Source organism: Rhizobium sp. AP16 (genome assembly GCF_000281735.1).
GTDB classification, from domain to species: domain Bacteria; phylum Pseudomonadota; class Alphaproteobacteria; order Rhizobiales; family Rhizobiaceae; genus Rhizobium; species Rhizobium rhizogenes.
In genome coordinates, this window is the sequence record NZ_AJVM01000001.1 from 165,328 (window position 1) to 180,590 (window position 15,263).

16 protein-coding genes and 1 pseudogene are annotated in these 15,263 nt (G+C 61.3%); 7 read left to right on the top strand and 10 right to left on the bottom strand.

Going from position 1 to position 15,263, the window contains the following annotated elements:
* Positions 1-130: 130 nt before the first annotated feature.
* The 3 genes and pseudogenes from PMI03_RS00720 to PMI03_RS00725 all read left to right on the top strand — a co-directional run bounded on the left by PMI03_RS00720 (position 131) and on the right by PMI03_RS00725 (position 2,812).
* Positions 131-1,306 carry a family 16 glycosylhydrolase gene (locus PMI03_RS00720; RefSeq protein ID WP_007688910.1) on the top strand — a complete coding sequence of 392 codons (1,176 nt, stop codon included), beginning with the start codon at positions 131-133 and terminating at the stop codon, positions 1,304-1,306.
* A gap of 99 nt (positions 1,307-1,405) precedes the next feature.
* Positions 1,406-1,585, top strand: a pseudogene (locus PMI03_RS31405) (hypothetical protein); the annotation flags it as partial.
* Between the two features lie 24 nt (positions 1,586-1,609).
* Entirely contained in the window at positions 1,610-2,812 is a 1,203-nt protein-coding gene (locus tag PMI03_RS00725; protein ID WP_007688911.1) for an MFS transporter, read from the top strand.
* A 92-nt stretch (positions 2,813-2,904) separates the two neighbouring features.
* Here PMI03_RS00725 and PMI03_RS00730 read toward each other — a convergent pair whose 3' ends face one another.
* Genes PMI03_RS00730 through PMI03_RS00750 form a run of 5 tightly spaced genes read right to left on the bottom strand, consistent with a single transcriptional unit; the run spans position 2,905 to position 7,403 of the window.
* Positions 2,905-3,594: a GntR family transcriptional regulator gene (locus PMI03_RS00730; RefSeq protein ID WP_007688912.1), complete on the bottom strand. Its 690-nt coding sequence runs from the start codon at positions 3,592-3,594 to the stop codon at positions 2,905-2,907.
* The gene (locus PMI03_RS00735; RefSeq protein WP_007688913.1) at positions 3,591-4,532 is read right to left on the bottom strand and encodes a dihydrodipicolinate synthase family protein; all 942 of its coding nucleotides are present in this window, start codon (positions 4,530-4,532) and stop codon (positions 3,591-3,593) included. The genes PMI03_RS00730 and PMI03_RS00735 overlap by 4 nt, the downstream gene beginning before the upstream one ends.
* Positions 4,529-5,662 carry an FAD-binding oxidoreductase gene (locus tag PMI03_RS00740; protein ID WP_234907409.1) on the bottom strand — a complete coding sequence of 378 codons (1,134 nt, stop codon included), beginning with the start codon at positions 5,660-5,662 and terminating at the stop codon, positions 4,529-4,531. Before PMI03_RS00740 ends, PMI03_RS00735 begins: the two co-directional genes overlap by 4 nt.
* Positions 5,662-7,089 (bottom strand): NAD(P)/FAD-dependent oxidoreductase, encoded by a 1,428-nt coding sequence (locus PMI03_RS00745; protein ID WP_007688915.1) that lies wholly within the window; start codon positions 7,087-7,089, stop codon positions 5,662-5,664. Before PMI03_RS00745 ends, PMI03_RS00740 begins: the two co-directional genes overlap by 1 nt.
* Positions 7,086-7,403: a (2Fe-2S)-binding protein gene (locus tag PMI03_RS00750; protein ID WP_309550415.1), complete on the bottom strand. Its 318-nt coding sequence runs from the start codon at positions 7,401-7,403 to the stop codon at positions 7,086-7,088. The genes PMI03_RS00745 and PMI03_RS00750 overlap by 4 nt, the downstream gene beginning before the upstream one ends.
* A 120-nt stretch (positions 7,404-7,523) precedes the next feature.
* Here PMI03_RS00750 and PMI03_RS00755 point away from each other — a divergent pair, with 120 nt between their 5' ends.
* Genes PMI03_RS00755 through PMI03_RS00770 form a run of 4 tightly spaced genes read left to right on the top strand, consistent with a single transcriptional unit; the run spans position 7,524 to position 10,472 of the window.
* Entirely contained in the window at positions 7,524-8,333 is an 810-nt protein-coding gene (locus PMI03_RS00755; RefSeq protein WP_007688917.1) for a transporter substrate-binding domain-containing protein, read from the top strand.
* A gap of 36 nt (positions 8,334-8,369) precedes the next feature.
* The gene (locus PMI03_RS00760) at positions 8,370-9,044 is read left to right on the top strand and encodes an amino acid ABC transporter permease (RefSeq protein ID WP_007688918.1); all 675 of its coding nucleotides are present in this window, start codon (positions 8,370-8,372) and stop codon (positions 9,042-9,044) included.
* Entirely contained in the window at positions 9,044-9,754 is a 711-nt protein-coding gene (locus tag PMI03_RS00765; RefSeq protein ID WP_007688919.1) for an amino acid ABC transporter permease, read from the top strand. The genes PMI03_RS00760 and PMI03_RS00765 overlap by 1 nt, the downstream gene beginning before the upstream one ends.
* Entirely contained in the window at positions 9,711-10,472 is a 762-nt protein-coding gene (locus PMI03_RS00770; protein ID WP_007688920.1) for an amino acid ABC transporter ATP-binding protein, read from the top strand. Before PMI03_RS00765 ends, PMI03_RS00770 begins: the two co-directional genes overlap by 44 nt.
* A 181-nt stretch (positions 10,473-10,653) precedes the next feature.
* Here the strand turns inward: PMI03_RS00770 and PMI03_RS00775 are convergent, their stop codons facing one another.
* The 5 genes from PMI03_RS00775 to PMI03_RS00795 all read right to left on the bottom strand — a co-directional run bounded on the left by PMI03_RS00775 (position 10,654) and on the right by PMI03_RS00795 (position 15,260).
* Positions 10,654-11,493 (bottom strand): MurR/RpiR family transcriptional regulator, encoded by an 840-nt coding sequence (locus PMI03_RS00775; protein WP_012649175.1) that lies wholly within the window; start codon positions 11,491-11,493, stop codon positions 10,654-10,656.
* A gap of 98 nt (positions 11,494-11,591) precedes the next feature.
* Positions 11,592-12,296: an aspartate/glutamate racemase family protein gene (locus PMI03_RS00780; RefSeq protein WP_007688922.1), complete on the bottom strand. Its 705-nt coding sequence runs from the start codon at positions 12,294-12,296 to the stop codon at positions 11,592-11,594.
* A gap of 51 nt (positions 12,297-12,347) precedes the next feature.
* Complete coding sequence (locus tag PMI03_RS00785; RefSeq protein WP_007688923.1) at positions 12,348-13,316, bottom strand: ABC transporter ATP-binding protein; 969 nt, start codon at positions 13,314-13,316, stop codon at positions 12,348-12,350.
* Positions 13,309-14,373 (bottom strand): ABC transporter ATP-binding protein, encoded by a 1,065-nt coding sequence (locus PMI03_RS00790; RefSeq protein WP_007688924.1) that lies wholly within the window; start codon positions 14,371-14,373, stop codon positions 13,309-13,311. Before PMI03_RS00790 ends, PMI03_RS00785 begins: the two co-directional genes overlap by 8 nt.
* Positions 14,370-15,260 (bottom strand): ABC transporter permease, encoded by an 891-nt coding sequence (locus tag PMI03_RS00795; RefSeq protein WP_007688925.1) that lies wholly within the window; start codon positions 15,258-15,260, stop codon positions 14,370-14,372. Before PMI03_RS00795 ends, PMI03_RS00790 begins: the two co-directional genes overlap by 4 nt.
* Positions 15,261-15,263: the final 3 nt, after the last annotated feature.

Sequence of the window (15,263 nt, forward strand, 5' to 3'; positions counted from 1 at the left end):
CTGCCATCGGATGGCGGGGATATCGGATCCTGCGGCGATATCGACAGGTTTTGCGTTTTGTTGGCGTTGGATGTTCGCGGTCCATGCAATTTTGGAAGCGCGGGCGGGTTCATTTGCCCTGGAGGTAGACATGTCTGCGATTGATCTTACCAAGTACAAGCTGACGTTTGACGACGAGTTCAACACTCGCAGCATTTCTCAGACGGGTAATGGCACGACGTGGGCCGATATCCGTCCACAATGGCGTTATGACGCCAATTCCGATATCGGTTTCGGTCACTCTTCGTTTGTTGACCCTTCGTCGGGCTACGATCCTTTCAAGGTGAGCAACGGTGTGCTGACGATTACGGCCGTGCCCGACCGTACTGCATCGGGCATCCCCGGTAGCTGGGAATCCGGCCTGATCACCACGCAGGGGCATTTTTCGCAAACCTATGGCTACTTCGAGATGCGGGCTGACTTCTCGAACCTTGCCGGAGCATGGGAGGCTTTCTGGCTTCTACCGGATCATGTGATAGCCGATCCGAACAAGGCCGGGCACTGGCAGGAACTTGATGTCGTCGAAAACTACGGGAGCTTTGAGAAGGGCGTATATAGCGGCATTCACACGACGGATGCGGCGCCGAACGTCAATTGGCAACAAAATTTGCAGGTCTATAGTGGGCTCGCTCAGCCAACCGGTTTTCACACATATGGATTGGATTGGAATGCGGATACCATAGGCTTTTATGTCGACGGTCAGCTTATGGGAACGAAGGCCACACCCAGTGACATGCATGGGCCAATGTATCTGCTGGCCAATCTGGCTACGCAGAACGATCCCCATAACAATGCGGATATTACCAAAGCGCCGATTTCGGAGCAGATCGATTATATCCGGGTGTATTCTCACCTTCCTGCCACGACTCCCCCTGTAACCGTCACGCCGCCCGCAGGCGGCACACCCACAGCCAGCGCCACTATCGGCGCTGGAGCCGACAAACTCGTCTTGTTGATCAGCGAGGATGCCTATCTTGGTGACGCCCAGTACAGGGTTACGGTCGATGGAAAGCAAATCGGCGGGGTTCAGACGGCCCACTCTCATCACGGTTCCGGTCAATCCGACCACTTATTGGTGCAGGGGGATTGGGACAAAGGCAGCCACGATGTCAGCGTGACCTTCCTGAATGACGCTTGGGCCGGGACAACCACTACCGACAGAAATCTGTATTTGGATGGTGCTACCTACGATGGCGCAGATGTCGCAGGCGCGGAACATGCGCTGATGGGCGTCAGCGCATTTCACTTCCATGTCTTTGATATCTGAGGCTTGGAGCAATCATTGTTGTTCGCGTCTCGGTGGCCTGCTCCCTGAAAAATGATCCTTTGGGACGGATGGCTTAAGAGCCGATGAGGTGCGGGCGACGAGTTCGTCGGTGTCCTGGCCGCACAACTGTCTCGGGGAGCGTCGGTGGAGATGGCGGTGAGGAGCGCCCATCAAGCGGCCGCCATTCTTGTCTTGAGAGAGCGGGAGCGAATATTTGGCTTGAGCAGGTTTCGGCCGGGTCTAAACCTGCTAAAACCCTGTCACCCCACAATCGGCTGATTTGCCAGACCTTCGACATCCCTGATGACCCGCCTCCTTCCCGAAGTATTCCGCGACCCGACGATCCGGGTGAGCATGCTTGCCATCTTTGCCTTCGGCTTTGCCGGGGCTGCGACAACGCCCTATCAGTCCGTCGTGGGTATCCGCGAGCTCGGCCTGAGCAATGGGCTCTATTCGGTGCTGATTTTTTCGGCCGCCGCAGTGAACGTCATCGTCAGCATTCTGCTGGGAAACCTGGCGGACAGGCTCGGTCAATATCGCACGATGATGCTGACGGTCGCCATTTTCGGCATTCTCGGCTATGGGGCAGTCTATTTCATACCGGCACAGGCGACCTTCGTTGTCAGTGCGTTGTTGTTCCTGCCGGTCTACGGCTCCCTTAATTCGCTGCTTTTTGCCAATGTCAGGGTTGCGACCAAGGGAATGGAACGTAACGACGTCGCCACCGTCAATTCGGGTGTCCGGGCGATGATTTCGCTGTCCTGGGTTCTCGTGCCGGGTATTATCGGCGCGCTCCTTATAAATTCCGGAACCATGCTGCCTGCCTATCTTTTCGCAGGTCTGGCCTGTGCGGTCTGCTTCGGGCTGATCGCGGCTTTCCTTCCGCGCCAGAACGGCACCGACAAAGCCGCAACGCGCCATATCTCCTATCTTGCAGCCCTCGGCGAGGTCGTCTCTCCGCCGGTCCTCGCGCGCGTGATCGCGGTGGCGCTGATCACCAGCACAGTTCATGTCAGCGACACTATTCTGCCCCTCATCGTCACCGGGGCTGCCCACGGGACCGTCGCCGATATCGGGGCACTCGTGGGGATCGTGGCGCTTCTCGAAGTCATATTCATCATCGTGTGGGGACGCGTCCAGCGGATCATGAGCCATGTCACCGCGCTGGCCATCGGCACGGTCATCTATGTCGTCTACCTGCTGCTGCTCGCGCAAGCATCGGCGCCCTGGCACGTCTACGCGCTGACACTTGTCAGTGGCATCGGGGCGGCTGCCCTCATCAGCATTCCCATCACATACCTGCAGGATCTGATTGCCGAGCGCCCTGGGCTCGGCAGCGCCCTGATATCCGTCAATATTTTCCTGAGCGCAGGTATGAGCGCCCTGCTCTTTGCGATCGGAACGGAGATGAGCAGCTATTCCGGTACGGCGGTCATCAGCGCGGCTGCCGGATTGGTCGGGCTTGCCCTGCTGCTCTTCTTTGATGGCAGCAGACGGCGCAGATAGTCGCCGGTGAACGCGGAATTATCCGACTGTGAATCGGCAGCGAACACAGACCCACAGCGGCACCGCCAATCGACCAGATCAAATCTCCCTGTTCACGGTCTCCGACGCGCGGGAGTGGTGTCCCGGCCGCTGACGATGTCCAGAATCTCGGATGCGACATTGCGCAGATGGGTTACCATCGCCGCCCGTGCGCGCCGGCCGTCGCCCTTGGCGAAGGCGTCCAGAATGGCGACGTGTTCGGCGGCATCCGCCGCCACGCGACCCGACGGGCTGGTCAGTTCGAACAGGCGGGTGATGACGCGCAGCTGTTGGATCATCCGCACCAGTACGCCGTTGCCGAGTGCTTCCGGGAACAACATGTGAAGACGGTCGTCGGTGTCCCAATGCTCGGCGGCTTGTGCTTCCAGCGCGCCGAGTCTCAGAATATCGCTGCGCAGCGCCTCGATCGTTTCCGGTTTGATGCGGCCGATCGCGAGCTCGACGGCTTCGCCTTCGAGCAGCTCGCGAACCTTGAGCGCCTGGAAGAACTCCACCGGCTGCACCCGGCGCACCGCGTAGGAGCGCGAGCCCTGCTTGATGAGCAGTCCCTCCGCCGCAAGCCGCAGGATGGCCTCCCGCATCGGGGTGCGGGAAACGTCGAGCTGCTGGGCGAGCCGTCCTTCCACCACGAGGCTGCCGCCCGGCAGCTTGCGGGTCAGGATGAGACGGCTGAGCTCGTCATAGGCACGCTCGCTGAGGCTTGCTTCACCGTTGATGGCGGATAAAAGGCTATCGTCGTTCATGCATCGGAGCCTAGCAGTCCGGCATTGGCAAGGGCATGCCGCAGCCGGAGGATTTCGGAGGATGGCAGATCGGTGATGGGAGCGCGCGGACTGCCGTTGCGCCAATGTCCAAGCAGGACCATGCAGGCCTTGAGGCGCGCCGTGGCCCAGCCGACAGGATGCGTGCCGTAGATGGCGTTTGCCAGCGGCTGAATGCGTTCGCTCAAGGCGCGTGCCCGTTCCAAATCCCCCCCTTGCACTGCGCGATCCAGCGCCACGATCTCTCCCGGCATGATCACCGCTAGACTCACGAGACTACCTTCACTGCCGATCGCAAAACAAGAGAGGAGATGCTCGTCCCCGGATGCCATGATCTCAACGTGGGGCGCTGTGTTCTTAACGAGGCGGCGATTGCGGTCATAGGCGTTGCTCTCCCAGCTTCCCTCCTTGATCCCCACGACTGTCGGCAACTGGACCAGCCTGGAGAGCACGTCCGGCCGGTAGGCAAGCGCGGAAGCGACGCCAGCCTGATAGAGCATCATCGGTGTATCGACGGCCTCGGCGATGGTGCGATGGTGCGTCACGGCCATCTCGGCGTCCTGCGACAGCGCCCAGGAGAATGGCGGGAAGACGAGAATGGAATCAGCGCCGGCATTGGCCGCGTCTTCGGCATGGCAGACGGCTTCCGCTGTTGCCTCGCACAGGATCCCGCAGATGACGATATGGGTGCGGCCGATCGTTTCGACAGCGATTTCCGTCACCCGGCGGCGCTCCTCGCGGGTGAGCAGGATGTTCTCGCCCGCATGGCCGTTGCAAAGAACACCGACGATGCCCGGTTCGGCCGTCACGGAGCGGAAGTGATCGGCAAGCGCATCCTCGTCGATCGTGCCGTCGTCGCGAAATGGGGTGAGTGTAGCCACGTAGATGCCGCGGAAGGGGTGGTCTATGGCGGGTATCAAGCTGTTTCCTCCGGGTTCTTGATCAGTCGGGCGGGGTCGAAGAGCGGCATTTCGGGTTCGCGCCCGAGAATCCGGTCGGCGAGGAGCCGTCCCATGTAAGGGGCACTGGTATAGCCGGAGTGGGCGCAGCCGATCACATAGGCTTCGTCCAGTCCGGGCAGCGGCCCGATGATTGGCATGGCATCGGCGGTCTCGGATTCGAGGCCGAGCCAGATACGCAAGATGCGGGTGTCGCCAAGGGCCGGTATGGCATGACGGGCGAGCTGGACGTTGCCGATGAGGTTGTCCGGGATCGTCTCGACGCCGCCGCGGATCGGATCGCCGATGCCCTGCCAGCCGCCGCCGATCAGCACGCTGCCGTTTTCGAACTGCTTGAGCGACAGGAGGCCGTTGGCGATCCCGACCACGGTCTGCATCACCGGCCGCATACGCTCGGTGACCACGAGCTGGTTGATCAGGCATTTGATCGGAACGCGGAAGCCGAGCCAGGCGAGCATCGTCTCGAGCCAGACACCGCCGGCGAGAACCAGCCGCTTTGCCGTCGTTCTTGCGCCGTCCTCATGCAGAATGGTGTAATGGCCGCCATCCGGCTCTATTCTGTTGACGGATGCGTTTTCGAGAATGGTGACGTTCGCCGAGACCAGTGCCTTTCGATAGGCGCGGCCCGTCATATAGGCGGTAACGTGCCCGTCGAGCTCGCAATAGGCGGCGGCAATGAGCGAAGGATTGAGACCCGGTTCTATCCGGAGAGCCTCGGCGGGCGTGATCAGCCGGATCGGCGCCCCCATCGCGGCGCGCGCCTGCGCCCTCTTTTCCAGCATCTCCCGTTCCGCCGCCGTGAAGGCAAGGGACAGTCCCGGAGCCGAGCGGGCACCGACATCCATGCCGAGCCAGTTCGGCGCGTCGAGCCAGAGTTCGCGTCCCTTCATGGCGTAAGGGATCAGGGCGGCGCGCGTCATGTGCAGCGTCAGCGTGCCGGCATTGACGCCGGAGGCCTCGCGGCAGATTTCGCCGCGGTCGATCAAGGCGACGCGCATGCCGGAGCGTGCGAGGTGAAGGGCCGCCGTTGCCCCCATCGCGCCTGCGCCGACCACGGCGATATCGAATGTTTGCGAAGGATTTTTTGACATCATAGCGGCGCGGGCGGTGGGAGCTTCAGCTCGGAATAATCGACCGGCTCGAGAAGCTGGGCGAGCGGAAGCGGACGAAACGGCGTCCGGCCGGTGAACATGCCTGATCTTGGATGTTGTCCTGTCGCCTGGGCGAGAAGGGCGCTCGCGATATCGCCGCAGATGCGGCCCTGGCAAGGCCCCATGCCACAGCGCGTCCAGGCCTTGAGCTGGTTTGCACTGCGGGCGCCGTCCGCAAAGGCCAAGTCGATATCCCGCCGCGTCACGTCCTCGCATCGGCAGACGACAGCATCTTCGGCGATGCTTTTGATCTGCCCCGGCCTCAGAGCCATCAGCCCGGCCATGGCGCCGCCGAATCCGAGTGCCCGTTTGGCGCTTCGGCGAAGGGGGGCGGATTTCTCCTCATAGGCTTCGCCTGAGAGGGCGCCGAGGTCGCGGGCGGCAACAAGGCCGGCAAGGCGGCCGTTCAGTGCCGCTGCCGCCGCTCCGGCGATCCCGGTGCCGTCACCGACCGTATAGAGACCAGCGATGCTGGTGCGAAAGTCGGCGTCGATCCGTGGAATCCAGCCGCCGCGAGCCTCGTCGAACGCATGGTCCGCCCGCAGCAACCGTGTGACGTCGGTGGACGCGACAAGGCCGTTGCCGACTGCGACGGCATCGACGATGAAAGTCCGCTCATTGCCCGCGATCGAACAACCACTCCGGTCGACGGGGCCGATCGTCACTTCAATTTCGTTTTCATCTTGCTTTACGGCGCGGCGGATGGCGTGGCGATAGAAAAAGGGAACGCCCGCGCCATGAAGGCGGGTCAGCCATCCGGCACCGCGAGCAGCAAGGTCGGGGCGGGTCAGGAATGCGGGGCTCTTTGCCAGCCACTCGCCACGGGAAGCGAGATCGACGACACCCGCCACCGTACCACCCGCCTTCAAAATTCCGGCGGCGACCGCCAGGAGAAGCGGGCCTTGCCCGGCGACCAGGGTGCGACGGCCCGGCAGCATACGCTGAGACTTGAGAAGTATGGTCGCGCCGGCGAGGCCGATAATGCCGGGAAGCGTCCAGCCGGGAAACGGCACGACCCGCTCCTGCGCGCCGGTCGCGACAATGATCTTGCGGGCGCTCCATGACACCGGACCGTCCTTCGCAAGAGCGTCGACCCGCAAGTCCGGCGAGACCGACCAAACGGTGTGACCGAAATGGGCGTCGACCGTGCTTTCGGCGAGCCGGCGACGCAACGCATCTCCAGTGCGGCTTTCCGGGGTGGCCGGCAGACCGGCGAAGGTGCTGGGCGGTGCGCGGTAGACCTGTCCACCTGCTGCGGGGGCTTCGTCGACCAGCACCACGCGCAGGCCGCAAGCGGCCGCGGACAGGGCAGCTTCAGTGCCGGCCGGACCGGCGCCGATGACGAGGACATCGCAGGTGTCGCTCATGCGATCGTTCCTTTTCGCACAATGAGGCCATCCGCACATTCCGTGCGACAAGCCGGCCTGCGAACGCCGTTCACCTCCACCGTGCATTCCTGGCAGAGACCCATCCAGCAGAACGCACCTCGCGGCGCATGCTCGTTTGGGCTTTCCCGCAGGGTTCGATAGCCGGCGGCCAGAAGTGCGGCAGCCACCGATTCTCCCGCATAGGCGTCGACGGGATTGCCATCGAAGGTGAAGTGCACAGGCGTCCCCCGCCTCACATCCGGCTCTCGCAGACTGGGTCGTCTCAATTCGAAGGGTTGACTTTCGCCTGTCACGGTGTTTCTTTCGTCTACGAACGGTATACGATAGATACACCGTCGAGAACGCTAGTGCAACGGTTCGGATGCTGAAATATCTCCGATCTGGCCACGGCAAAGCAAAAAAAGGGGATCGATATGAATAGTTTAAAGACGGTTTGCATGCTTGCGGGCGCGGCCTGCCTCGCGCTCACGGCGGTTGCCGCCGAGGCACATAGCCTGGATGAAATCCTTTCGGCCAAGAAGATCGTGGTCGGCATAAATCCGAACCTGCCGCCGCTTGGCCGCTTCAACGACAAGAACGAAATCGAGGGTTTCGACGTCGATGTCGCCAAGAAACTCGGCGAGATGCTCGGGGTGGAGGTTTCGCTCGTACAGGTCTCGTCAGCCGATCGTGTGCCGTTTCTGGCGACCGGCAAGGCCGATATCGTACTCGGCGCGCTGACCCGCACGGCCGACCGGGCAAAGGTGATCGATTTCTCCCTGCCGATCCAGACGGAGGCGATCAGCGCACTGGTTGCGAAGGACAAGCCTTACCAGACCATGGATGATCTGAACTCCGCCGACGTTCATCTCGTCGAAGTCCGCGGCACGACACCCGTCGACTTCGTGAAGGACCGCTTGCCGAAGGCGCAGGTGACACTGTTCGACAACTATCCCGACGCCGTGCGCGCTTTCGAACAGGGCCGGGGCGATGCCATCGTCGACGTTGTCGACTATCTCGGCGCCTATACGAAGAACTATAGCGCCGAGACGCGGGTGATCACGGACAAGTCGGCCTCGATCGATTATGATTGCATCGGCCTTGCGCAGGGCAATACGGCGTTGAAGTCGTGGGTCAATGTCGCCCTTTACCAGCTGCAGACAAACGGCTTCATGAAGCAGACCTACAAGCAGTGGTTCGGGATCGACATGGTCTATCCGGTCCCTGTCACGCCTTATTTCTGACCGGACGACACGGCTGATACGGAACGGGATCGGGTCATGCACTACGCTCTACATTACAGCCAGATCACATCCTATCTGCCTTACCTGATAGGGGGCGCTCTGCTCAGCCTGGAGCTGAGCGTCCTTGCCTTTGCGGGTGGCATGGTGATCGGCTTCGCACTTGCGATCGCTCGCAACGAGGGTGGTCCGATCCTGTCGCGCCTGGTGCGGGCCTATGTCGTCTTCTTTACCAACACGCCGCAGCTGGTGCAGATCTACGTGATCTTCTTCGGCTTGCCGGATCTCGGCGTCGTGTTTTCGCCCTTCGCGGCTGTGCTGATCGGCATGACGCTGAATGCGGGGGCCTATCTGACAGAAATCCTCCGAGCCGGGCTTGCCTCGGTTCATCAAGAGGAACTCGACGCGGCCGAGACCCTCGGCATGAGCCGGCTTCAGAGCCTGCGCTATGTGATCGTGCCGCATGTCTTCCGCGTTGCGATGCCTCCGCTCAGCAACCAATATATCCTGATGACGCTCGGCACATCGATGGCGGCTGTGTTCGGCGTCGAGGAGCTGACGGGCCGCGCGTTCAATGTAAACTCGACGACGTTCCGCTCCATCGAGATCTTCACGACGATCGCCGGGCTTTATGTCGTCATCACCTTCATGGCGACGATCCTGCTTGCGGTGGTCGGCCGCTACGTTTTCCGCGCAAGGGTCAGGGTGCTCTAATGTTGAAGGATATTCTCGCTCAGCTCCCCCAGGTCTTCACCAGCTACAACATCGCCATGCTTGCGGAAGCGGCATTGACGACGCTTTTCCTCTCGGCTGTCGGCTGCCTCGTCGGGGTCGTATTCGGAACAATCCTGTCCCTGGCCCGCCTGTCGCGTACTCGGCTTCTCCTGCCCGTCAAGATCGTCGCCTTCGTCTATGTCGAAGTGTTTCGGCGTGTGCCCTTTCTGGTGACCTTGCTGGTGTTCTTCTTTGGCGCGCAGGTGCTCGGCTTCGACATCTCGCCGCTGGTGGTTACCCTGATCAGCACCTCGGTCATCTCCACGGCCTTCGTGGCGGAGATCATCCGCGCGGGACTTGCCGCCGTGCGCCCGAGCCAGCTCGAGGCTGCCGAGGTCATGAATTTTTCGCCCTGGCAGACCCTTTGTCTCGTTCGCTGGCCGCAAGCCTGGCCGCTGATCCTGCCGCCGGTATTCGGCTATTTCGTCCTGTTCATCAAGGACACGGCGCTTGCCTCGCAGATCGGTGTCCTCGAACTCACCCAGGCGGGAAAGATCCTCAATACCAAGGGCTTTTCGGCCCTGCTCGTCTTCGCGACGATCCTCATTCTCTATTTTCTGATTTCCTACCCCCTGGCTCGACTGGGGGCCTATCTGGAGAGCAATCTTGGCGCATCTCGACATTCGCGGTCTCACGGCCAGCTACGCTAATCACACCGTTCTCGACGGCATCGACCTGACGGTGAAGCGCGGCGAGATCGTGAGCCTGATCGGCCCGTCGGGGTCCGGTAAGAGCACGTTGCTGCGGGTGATCACGGGTCTCCTTAAGCCGGAGCGCGGCGAGATCATCCTCGATGACGAAAGGATCGACTATGCCGATCGCCGTTCGCTGAAAGCGGCGCGGGAAAAGCTGGCGATCGTGTTTCAGCAATACAATCTCTTCGGCAATATGACCGTGCTCGGCAATGTCATGGTCGCTCCGGCGAAGATCCGAAAGCGCAACAGGAGCGAGGTGGAGGCCGACGCCCGGCGCCTGCTCGAGAAGGTGGGGCTTGGCGACAAGCTCGCCGCCTATCCGGACGAGCTTTCGGGCGGCCAGCAGCAGCGTGTCGCTCTTGCGCGGGCGCTGTGTCTGAAGCCGGAAATCCTGCTGCTTGACGAGGTCACCTCCGCGCTCGATCCGGAGCGGGTAAGCGAGGTGCTCGACACCATCAAGCTCTTGGCCTCCGAGAACATCACCCTCCTGATTGTCTCCCACGAAATGAATTTCGTGCGCGAGGTTTCCGATCGGGTCGTCTTCATGGCGAATGGAAAAATCCAGGAGATCGGGTCGCCGGAGCAGATATTCGACGCCCCTCAAGTGCAGCGCACCCGCGAGTTTACGAGCAGGATCGCTCGGGTGTCTCAGGCAGATTCTATTGCCACTTGATCGGGGTGGTTTTGCATATGAGGAAGCTTCAAGCTTGATTGCCACCCGTGAGCTGAAGCCCATTCTTCCTGTCACCTGATCAGGTACCTCGCATCGGTCCTTGATCCAAGGCCGATAAGTTTACGGCGTCTTTCTATCCGATGCGCCCGGATATTCTGTCTCGATAATGGAACGCATCCGGCTAAAGCTCCTCGAGGCTATCGTTCAAAGCTTCGATATTTCGCAGACGCCTGCGACCTGACACCTCCGCCTTTTCGACGCATCGCGTTATGAGCAGGTGGCAAAGCGCCATGACGGAGGCATGATTGAAGAGTGGTCCAGGTGCCAGTGTCTGGCAAAGGAAATGCCATTCGGCGCTTGTCAGAACGGGCGCACCTTCGTCGGTGATGTAGAGGAACCTGGCTTTTGACCGCAGGATTTGCTCGATCAGCAGATCCATCCGCGCTATCCGCCGCCGCAGACCGAACAGCACGACGACATCCTGTTCCTGCACGCTGACCAGATGTTCGCCGAGGGTCTGTCCCGGACCGGGGATCGCCACGATATTCTCGATGACCTGCGTGAGTTGCCACTGGAGATAGGAGGCGAAAGGATGATTGCTGCGGAAACCAACCACCCATACCTTGCGGGCGTTTAGCATTGCGTCTGCAACAGCATCGATTTGTGTATCGTTGATTGCGAGAAAGGTCGCGTCGATGTTGGCGATCGCTTGTGCGATATGTGCTTTGATCGATTGGGTCGTGGAGGCATCTGTCGAGGTTGACAGAAACAGCCGCGATCCGGTCTGCTTCTGGGCGCGGGCGTGCCTGCGGGCCTCTTCGTAGTTTGCGTAACCCAGCCGCTGGACGAAACGCGAAACGGTCGCCTTCGAAACATGGGCAAGTGCTGCCAGTTCCTGCGCGGAATAGCTCGCAAGCTCGCCGGGAAAATCGCAGACAAAATCTCCAAGCCGCCGCTCGGCGGGGTGGAGCTCCGGAAGAGCCTGCCTGACCCTGAACAGAAACGACGTCTCTTTGGGCACTCCCGTCTCCACCAGATTGCTCGCCGTTGGATTTTCCGTCGCGGATACCCGATTTGCAATCGAAAAGGGCGCAGGCAACCGACGTCTGTGTGCCTTCGTCATGAGGAAGGGTTGCTGGCGGGAGACGTGGCTTTGATTTGGAGCAGTAGCGACGCCACGGCCGCCGTGATCGGTGCAATCACCGGCCTGGAAAACCGGCGCCCCAGCTCAACGGCCGCTTGTCCCAACGGCCCGCCGCCGATGATGACAGCCTCGGCTCCGTCGAGCTCGAATGCCTGTTCGACCGCAAAGGCAAGTTCGGCCTGCAGCCGCTCCGGATCGGCTGCGAGCTTTTGCGGATCGCCGTTGGTCAGGCGCGTCCCTGTGAAAAGCTGACCAAGCCCAAGGCCATCCGCCTTGCGGGCAAAGCCGTTGACAAGGTTGGGCGTAACCGTCGCGATGCCAAAACGACGTCCATGCGCGGATGCCTCAAGCATGCTGGCCTCGCAGATGCCGACCACCGGAACCTTGGTGAGGTCCCGTAGCTGCTGGATGCCGGGATCGCCGAAGGCGCTGACGATGATGCCGTCGCAAAACCGGGCCGCCACGAGCCCCATCTTGACTACTCCGGCGGCGGCCGCCGCCAGTTGATTGTCGTCGAGGATCATTGGAACGCCGCTTGTCGCGGTCACACCCTCGATGGTGACATCGGCCGGAAGAACGCTGCGGGCGATGTCGGTCATCATTGCCGTCGTCGCCGCAGACGTATTCGGGTTGATGAGGACGATGTGCTTCGTTGTGTCTTGAGCATGCTGAACGAGCACGGCGGTCTCCCTGGTTCGCTGTTGTTTTTTCAGTGACGGGTAGCTCGAAGCTCACGCGTATTGAAGGCAGGCCACCTGTCCGGTTCCGCCTTGGCCGACGAGATCGGGCACGCGGGACCGGCACGCATCCGACACCTGTGAGCAGCGAGGCGCAAAGGCGCAGCCAGGTGGCATGTTCGCCAGATCAGGTGGTGAGCCCGGAATTGTCACCAATCTGTCCCGGCCATGGGCCAGCTCGACGCGGGCTCCCAGCAAGCCCCGGGTATAGGGATGCTTCGGTTGGTTGATGATATCGGAGGCTGTGCCTTCCTCGACGATCCGCCCGGCATACATCACCGCAATCCTGTCGGCGACTTCCGCGGCGACGCCGATGTCATGTGTAACGAAGATCACCGACAAGCCATATTCCGCCTGAAGCTCCCGGATCAGGAGGAGAATCTGAATTTGCACCGTCGCGTCGAGGGCCGTCGTCGGCTCGTCGGCAAGGAGCACTTTTGGATTGCAGGAAAGCGCCATCGCGATCATCGAACGCTGCAGCATTCCGCCGGACATCTCGTGCGGATAATTCTTGAGGCGCCGTTCGGGCGAGGGGATGCGAACTTTCTGAAACAAGGCGAGTGCCCGCGCCGAGGCTTCTTGACGCGACACATTTTCATGCCGCCGGATCGTCTCTTCGATCTGCTGGCCGAGCGTATAGACGGGGTCGAGGGCAAGCCGCGGTTCCTGAAAGACCATCGAGACGATCGGCCCGCGCAGATCGCCCAGCTCCTTCTTCGAAAGAGCTGTCACATTGCGACCGGCAACCGTCATCGAACCTTCGATGATCGTTCCAGGCGGATGCAGCCGCAGCAGGGAACGCATCGTCACGCTCTTGCCGGAGCCGGACTCGCCGAGCAGGGCAACGACTTCGCCCGGCCGCACGGAAAGGCTGACACCGTTCACCGCCTTGACGGGCTTGCGTCCGCGATTGAAGGTCACCGAGAGGTTTCTGATATCGATCATTGGCTGGGCATCAGTCATTTCGGGTCTCCATCATGACGGGCGCACGGCTGTGACTGGATGCGGGCATCGACATAAGACAGGCTGCGGCATGATCCCCGGACACCATGGCAAGCGGCGGCATCTCCCGGCTGCAAATATCCTCGGCAAAGATACAGCGCGTATGGAATCGACAGCCGGGAGGCGGATCGATCGGATTTGGCGGATCACCTGCAAGCGGAGGTTCCGATGTGCGATCGGAGGGGTTGATCTTCGGCATGGAGGCAAGCAAGGCCGAGGAATAGGGATGCCTCGTACGGTCGAAAATCGCGTCGCGGCTACCGATCTCGGCTATCTTGCCGAGATACATGACCATGACACGGTCGCACATGAAGCGGACGACGTTGAGGTCGTGCGAGATGAAGAGGTAGGTCAGGCCAAAATCCCGCTTGAGATCGAGCAGCAGGTTCAGCACCTGCGCCTCCACCGACTTGTCGAGTGCGGACACGGCCTCGTCGAGAATGACGAGACGCGGTTCCAATGCCAGGGCACGGGCAATGTTGACGCGCTGCCGCTGACCGCCGGAAAGCTCGTGTGGATAGCGACCGGCAAAGCGTTTCGGCTCCAGGCCCACCCTATGCAGCAGGTCGTGTGCCCGGGCCATGGCCTTTTCCGCGGTGACGCCATGAACGCGCGGGCCGAACGAGATCGACTCCTCCATCGTCAGGCGCGGGTTCAGCGAGGCATAGCTATCCTGGAAGACCATCTGCACTTGCCGGCGGTAATCGCTCAACGACAACGTGCCGCCGACCGTTTCGCCATCGAACAGCACTTCGCCTTGATCCCGCTTGATCAGTTGCATCAGCAACCGCGCCGTTGTGGACTTGCCGCAGCCGCTCTCGCCGACCACGCCAAGTGTCTCGCCCTTCAGAATGTCGAAGTCTATTCCGTCGACGGCGCGGACCACCTTCTTCGGCTGGAACAACCCGCCGCCTTTGACGGGAAAGTGTTTCAGGAGAGATCTGACCGAGACCAGCGGCTGTGCCGGGCCGCCGCGGTCGCGTGGATCTTGTGTGGGCAGGGGGAGGGCTTCGATCATGATTTCACATCCATTGCCGCGCGCAGTCCGTCCGAGAAAAGATTGAAGCAGATCGAGGTGATAAAGATCATCACGCCCGGCAGAGCCGCCACATAGGGGTTGACGTAGATTGCCGTGCGTAACGTATTCAACATCAGCCCCCACTCGGCAGCCGGCGGCCGGACGCCCAGCCCGAGGAAGGAAAGGCCGGAAGCCAGGATCATCGACACCGAGATGAGGCTGGTCGCAAAGACGAAGATCGGGCCAAGAACGTTGCCCAGAATATGGACGCTTATGATCGTGCGGGCCTTTGCGCCTGAGGCGCGGGCGGCATCCACATAATCGAGGTTTCGCACCTGCGTGGTCACGCTTTCGGCGACGCGAGCGATCTGGGGAATGAACACCACCGTCAGAGACACTAGCGCATTGGTCAGGCCGGAGCCGAGCGCGCCGGAGAGCGCGACGGCAAGCAGCACGGACGGAAATGCGTAGAAGACGTCGACCGTTCGCATGATCAGCGTATTGACGATGCCGCCCGCGTAGCCGGCGATGATGCCGATCGCAGAGCCGATCACGAAGGCGATCGGCACAGGGATGACGCCCATCAATAGCGATAGTCTTGCGCCGTAGATCAGCCGGGAAAGCATGTCGCGGCCAAGTTCATCGGTCCCGAGTATGTACCCTGGAGTGCCGATCGGCTTCAGGCGGCGGATCACGCTCGTCTTTGTCGGATCGTACGGCGCGAGATAGGGAGCGAGGATCGCCGCCGCAATGAGCACGATGATGACCAGAAGCGCCACGAGGGCAACCGGATCCCGACAGAGACGGCGTACAACGCCGTGCCAGAAACCGGGGGAGCGGATGGTGCGCGGAGCATCCGCGACGACGTCTGCTGTAACGGCCACCATGGA

Excerpts from the sequence above, each read along its gene's own strand:
- PMI03_RS00745 (WP_007688915.1), bottom strand. The coding sequence starts at position 7,089 with ATGAGCGACACCTGCGATGTCCTCGTCATCGGCGCCGGTCCGGCCGGC.
- PMI03_RS00795 (WP_007688925.1), bottom strand. The coding sequence starts at position 15,260 with ATGGTGGCCGTTACAGCAGACGTCGTCGCGGATGCTCCGCGCACCATC.
- PMI03_RS00725 (WP_007688911.1), top strand. The coding sequence starts at position 1,610 with ATGACCCGCCTCCTTCCCGAAGTATTCCGCGACCCGACGATCCGGGTG.
- PMI03_RS00720 (WP_007688910.1), top strand. The coding sequence starts at position 131 with ATGTCTGCGATTGATCTTACCAAGTACAAGCTGACGTTTGACGACGAG.
- PMI03_RS00760 (WP_007688918.1), top strand. The coding sequence starts at position 8,370 with ATGCACTACGCTCTACATTACAGCCAGATCACATCCTATCTGCCTTAC.
- PMI03_RS00740 (WP_234907409.1), bottom strand. The coding sequence starts at position 5,662 with ATGTCAAAAAATCCTTCGCAAACATTCGATATCGCCGTGGTCGGCGCA.
- PMI03_RS00785 (WP_007688923.1), bottom strand. The coding sequence starts at position 13,316 with ATGACTGATGCCCAGCCAATGATCGATATCAGAAACCTCTCGGTGACC.
- PMI03_RS00765 (WP_007688919.1), top strand. The coding sequence starts at position 9,044 with ATGTTGAAGGATATTCTCGCTCAGCTCCCCCAGGTCTTCACCAGCTAC.
- PMI03_RS00730 (WP_007688912.1), bottom strand. The coding sequence starts at position 3,594 with ATGAACGACGATAGCCTTTTATCCGCCATCAACGGTGAAGCAAGCCTC.
- PMI03_RS00790 (WP_007688924.1), bottom strand. The coding sequence starts at position 14,373 with ATGATCGAAGCCCTCCCCCTGCCCACACAAGATCCACGCGACCGCGGC.
- PMI03_RS00755 (WP_007688917.1), top strand. The coding sequence starts at position 7,524 with ATGAATAGTTTAAAGACGGTTTGCATGCTTGCGGGCGCGGCCTGCCTC.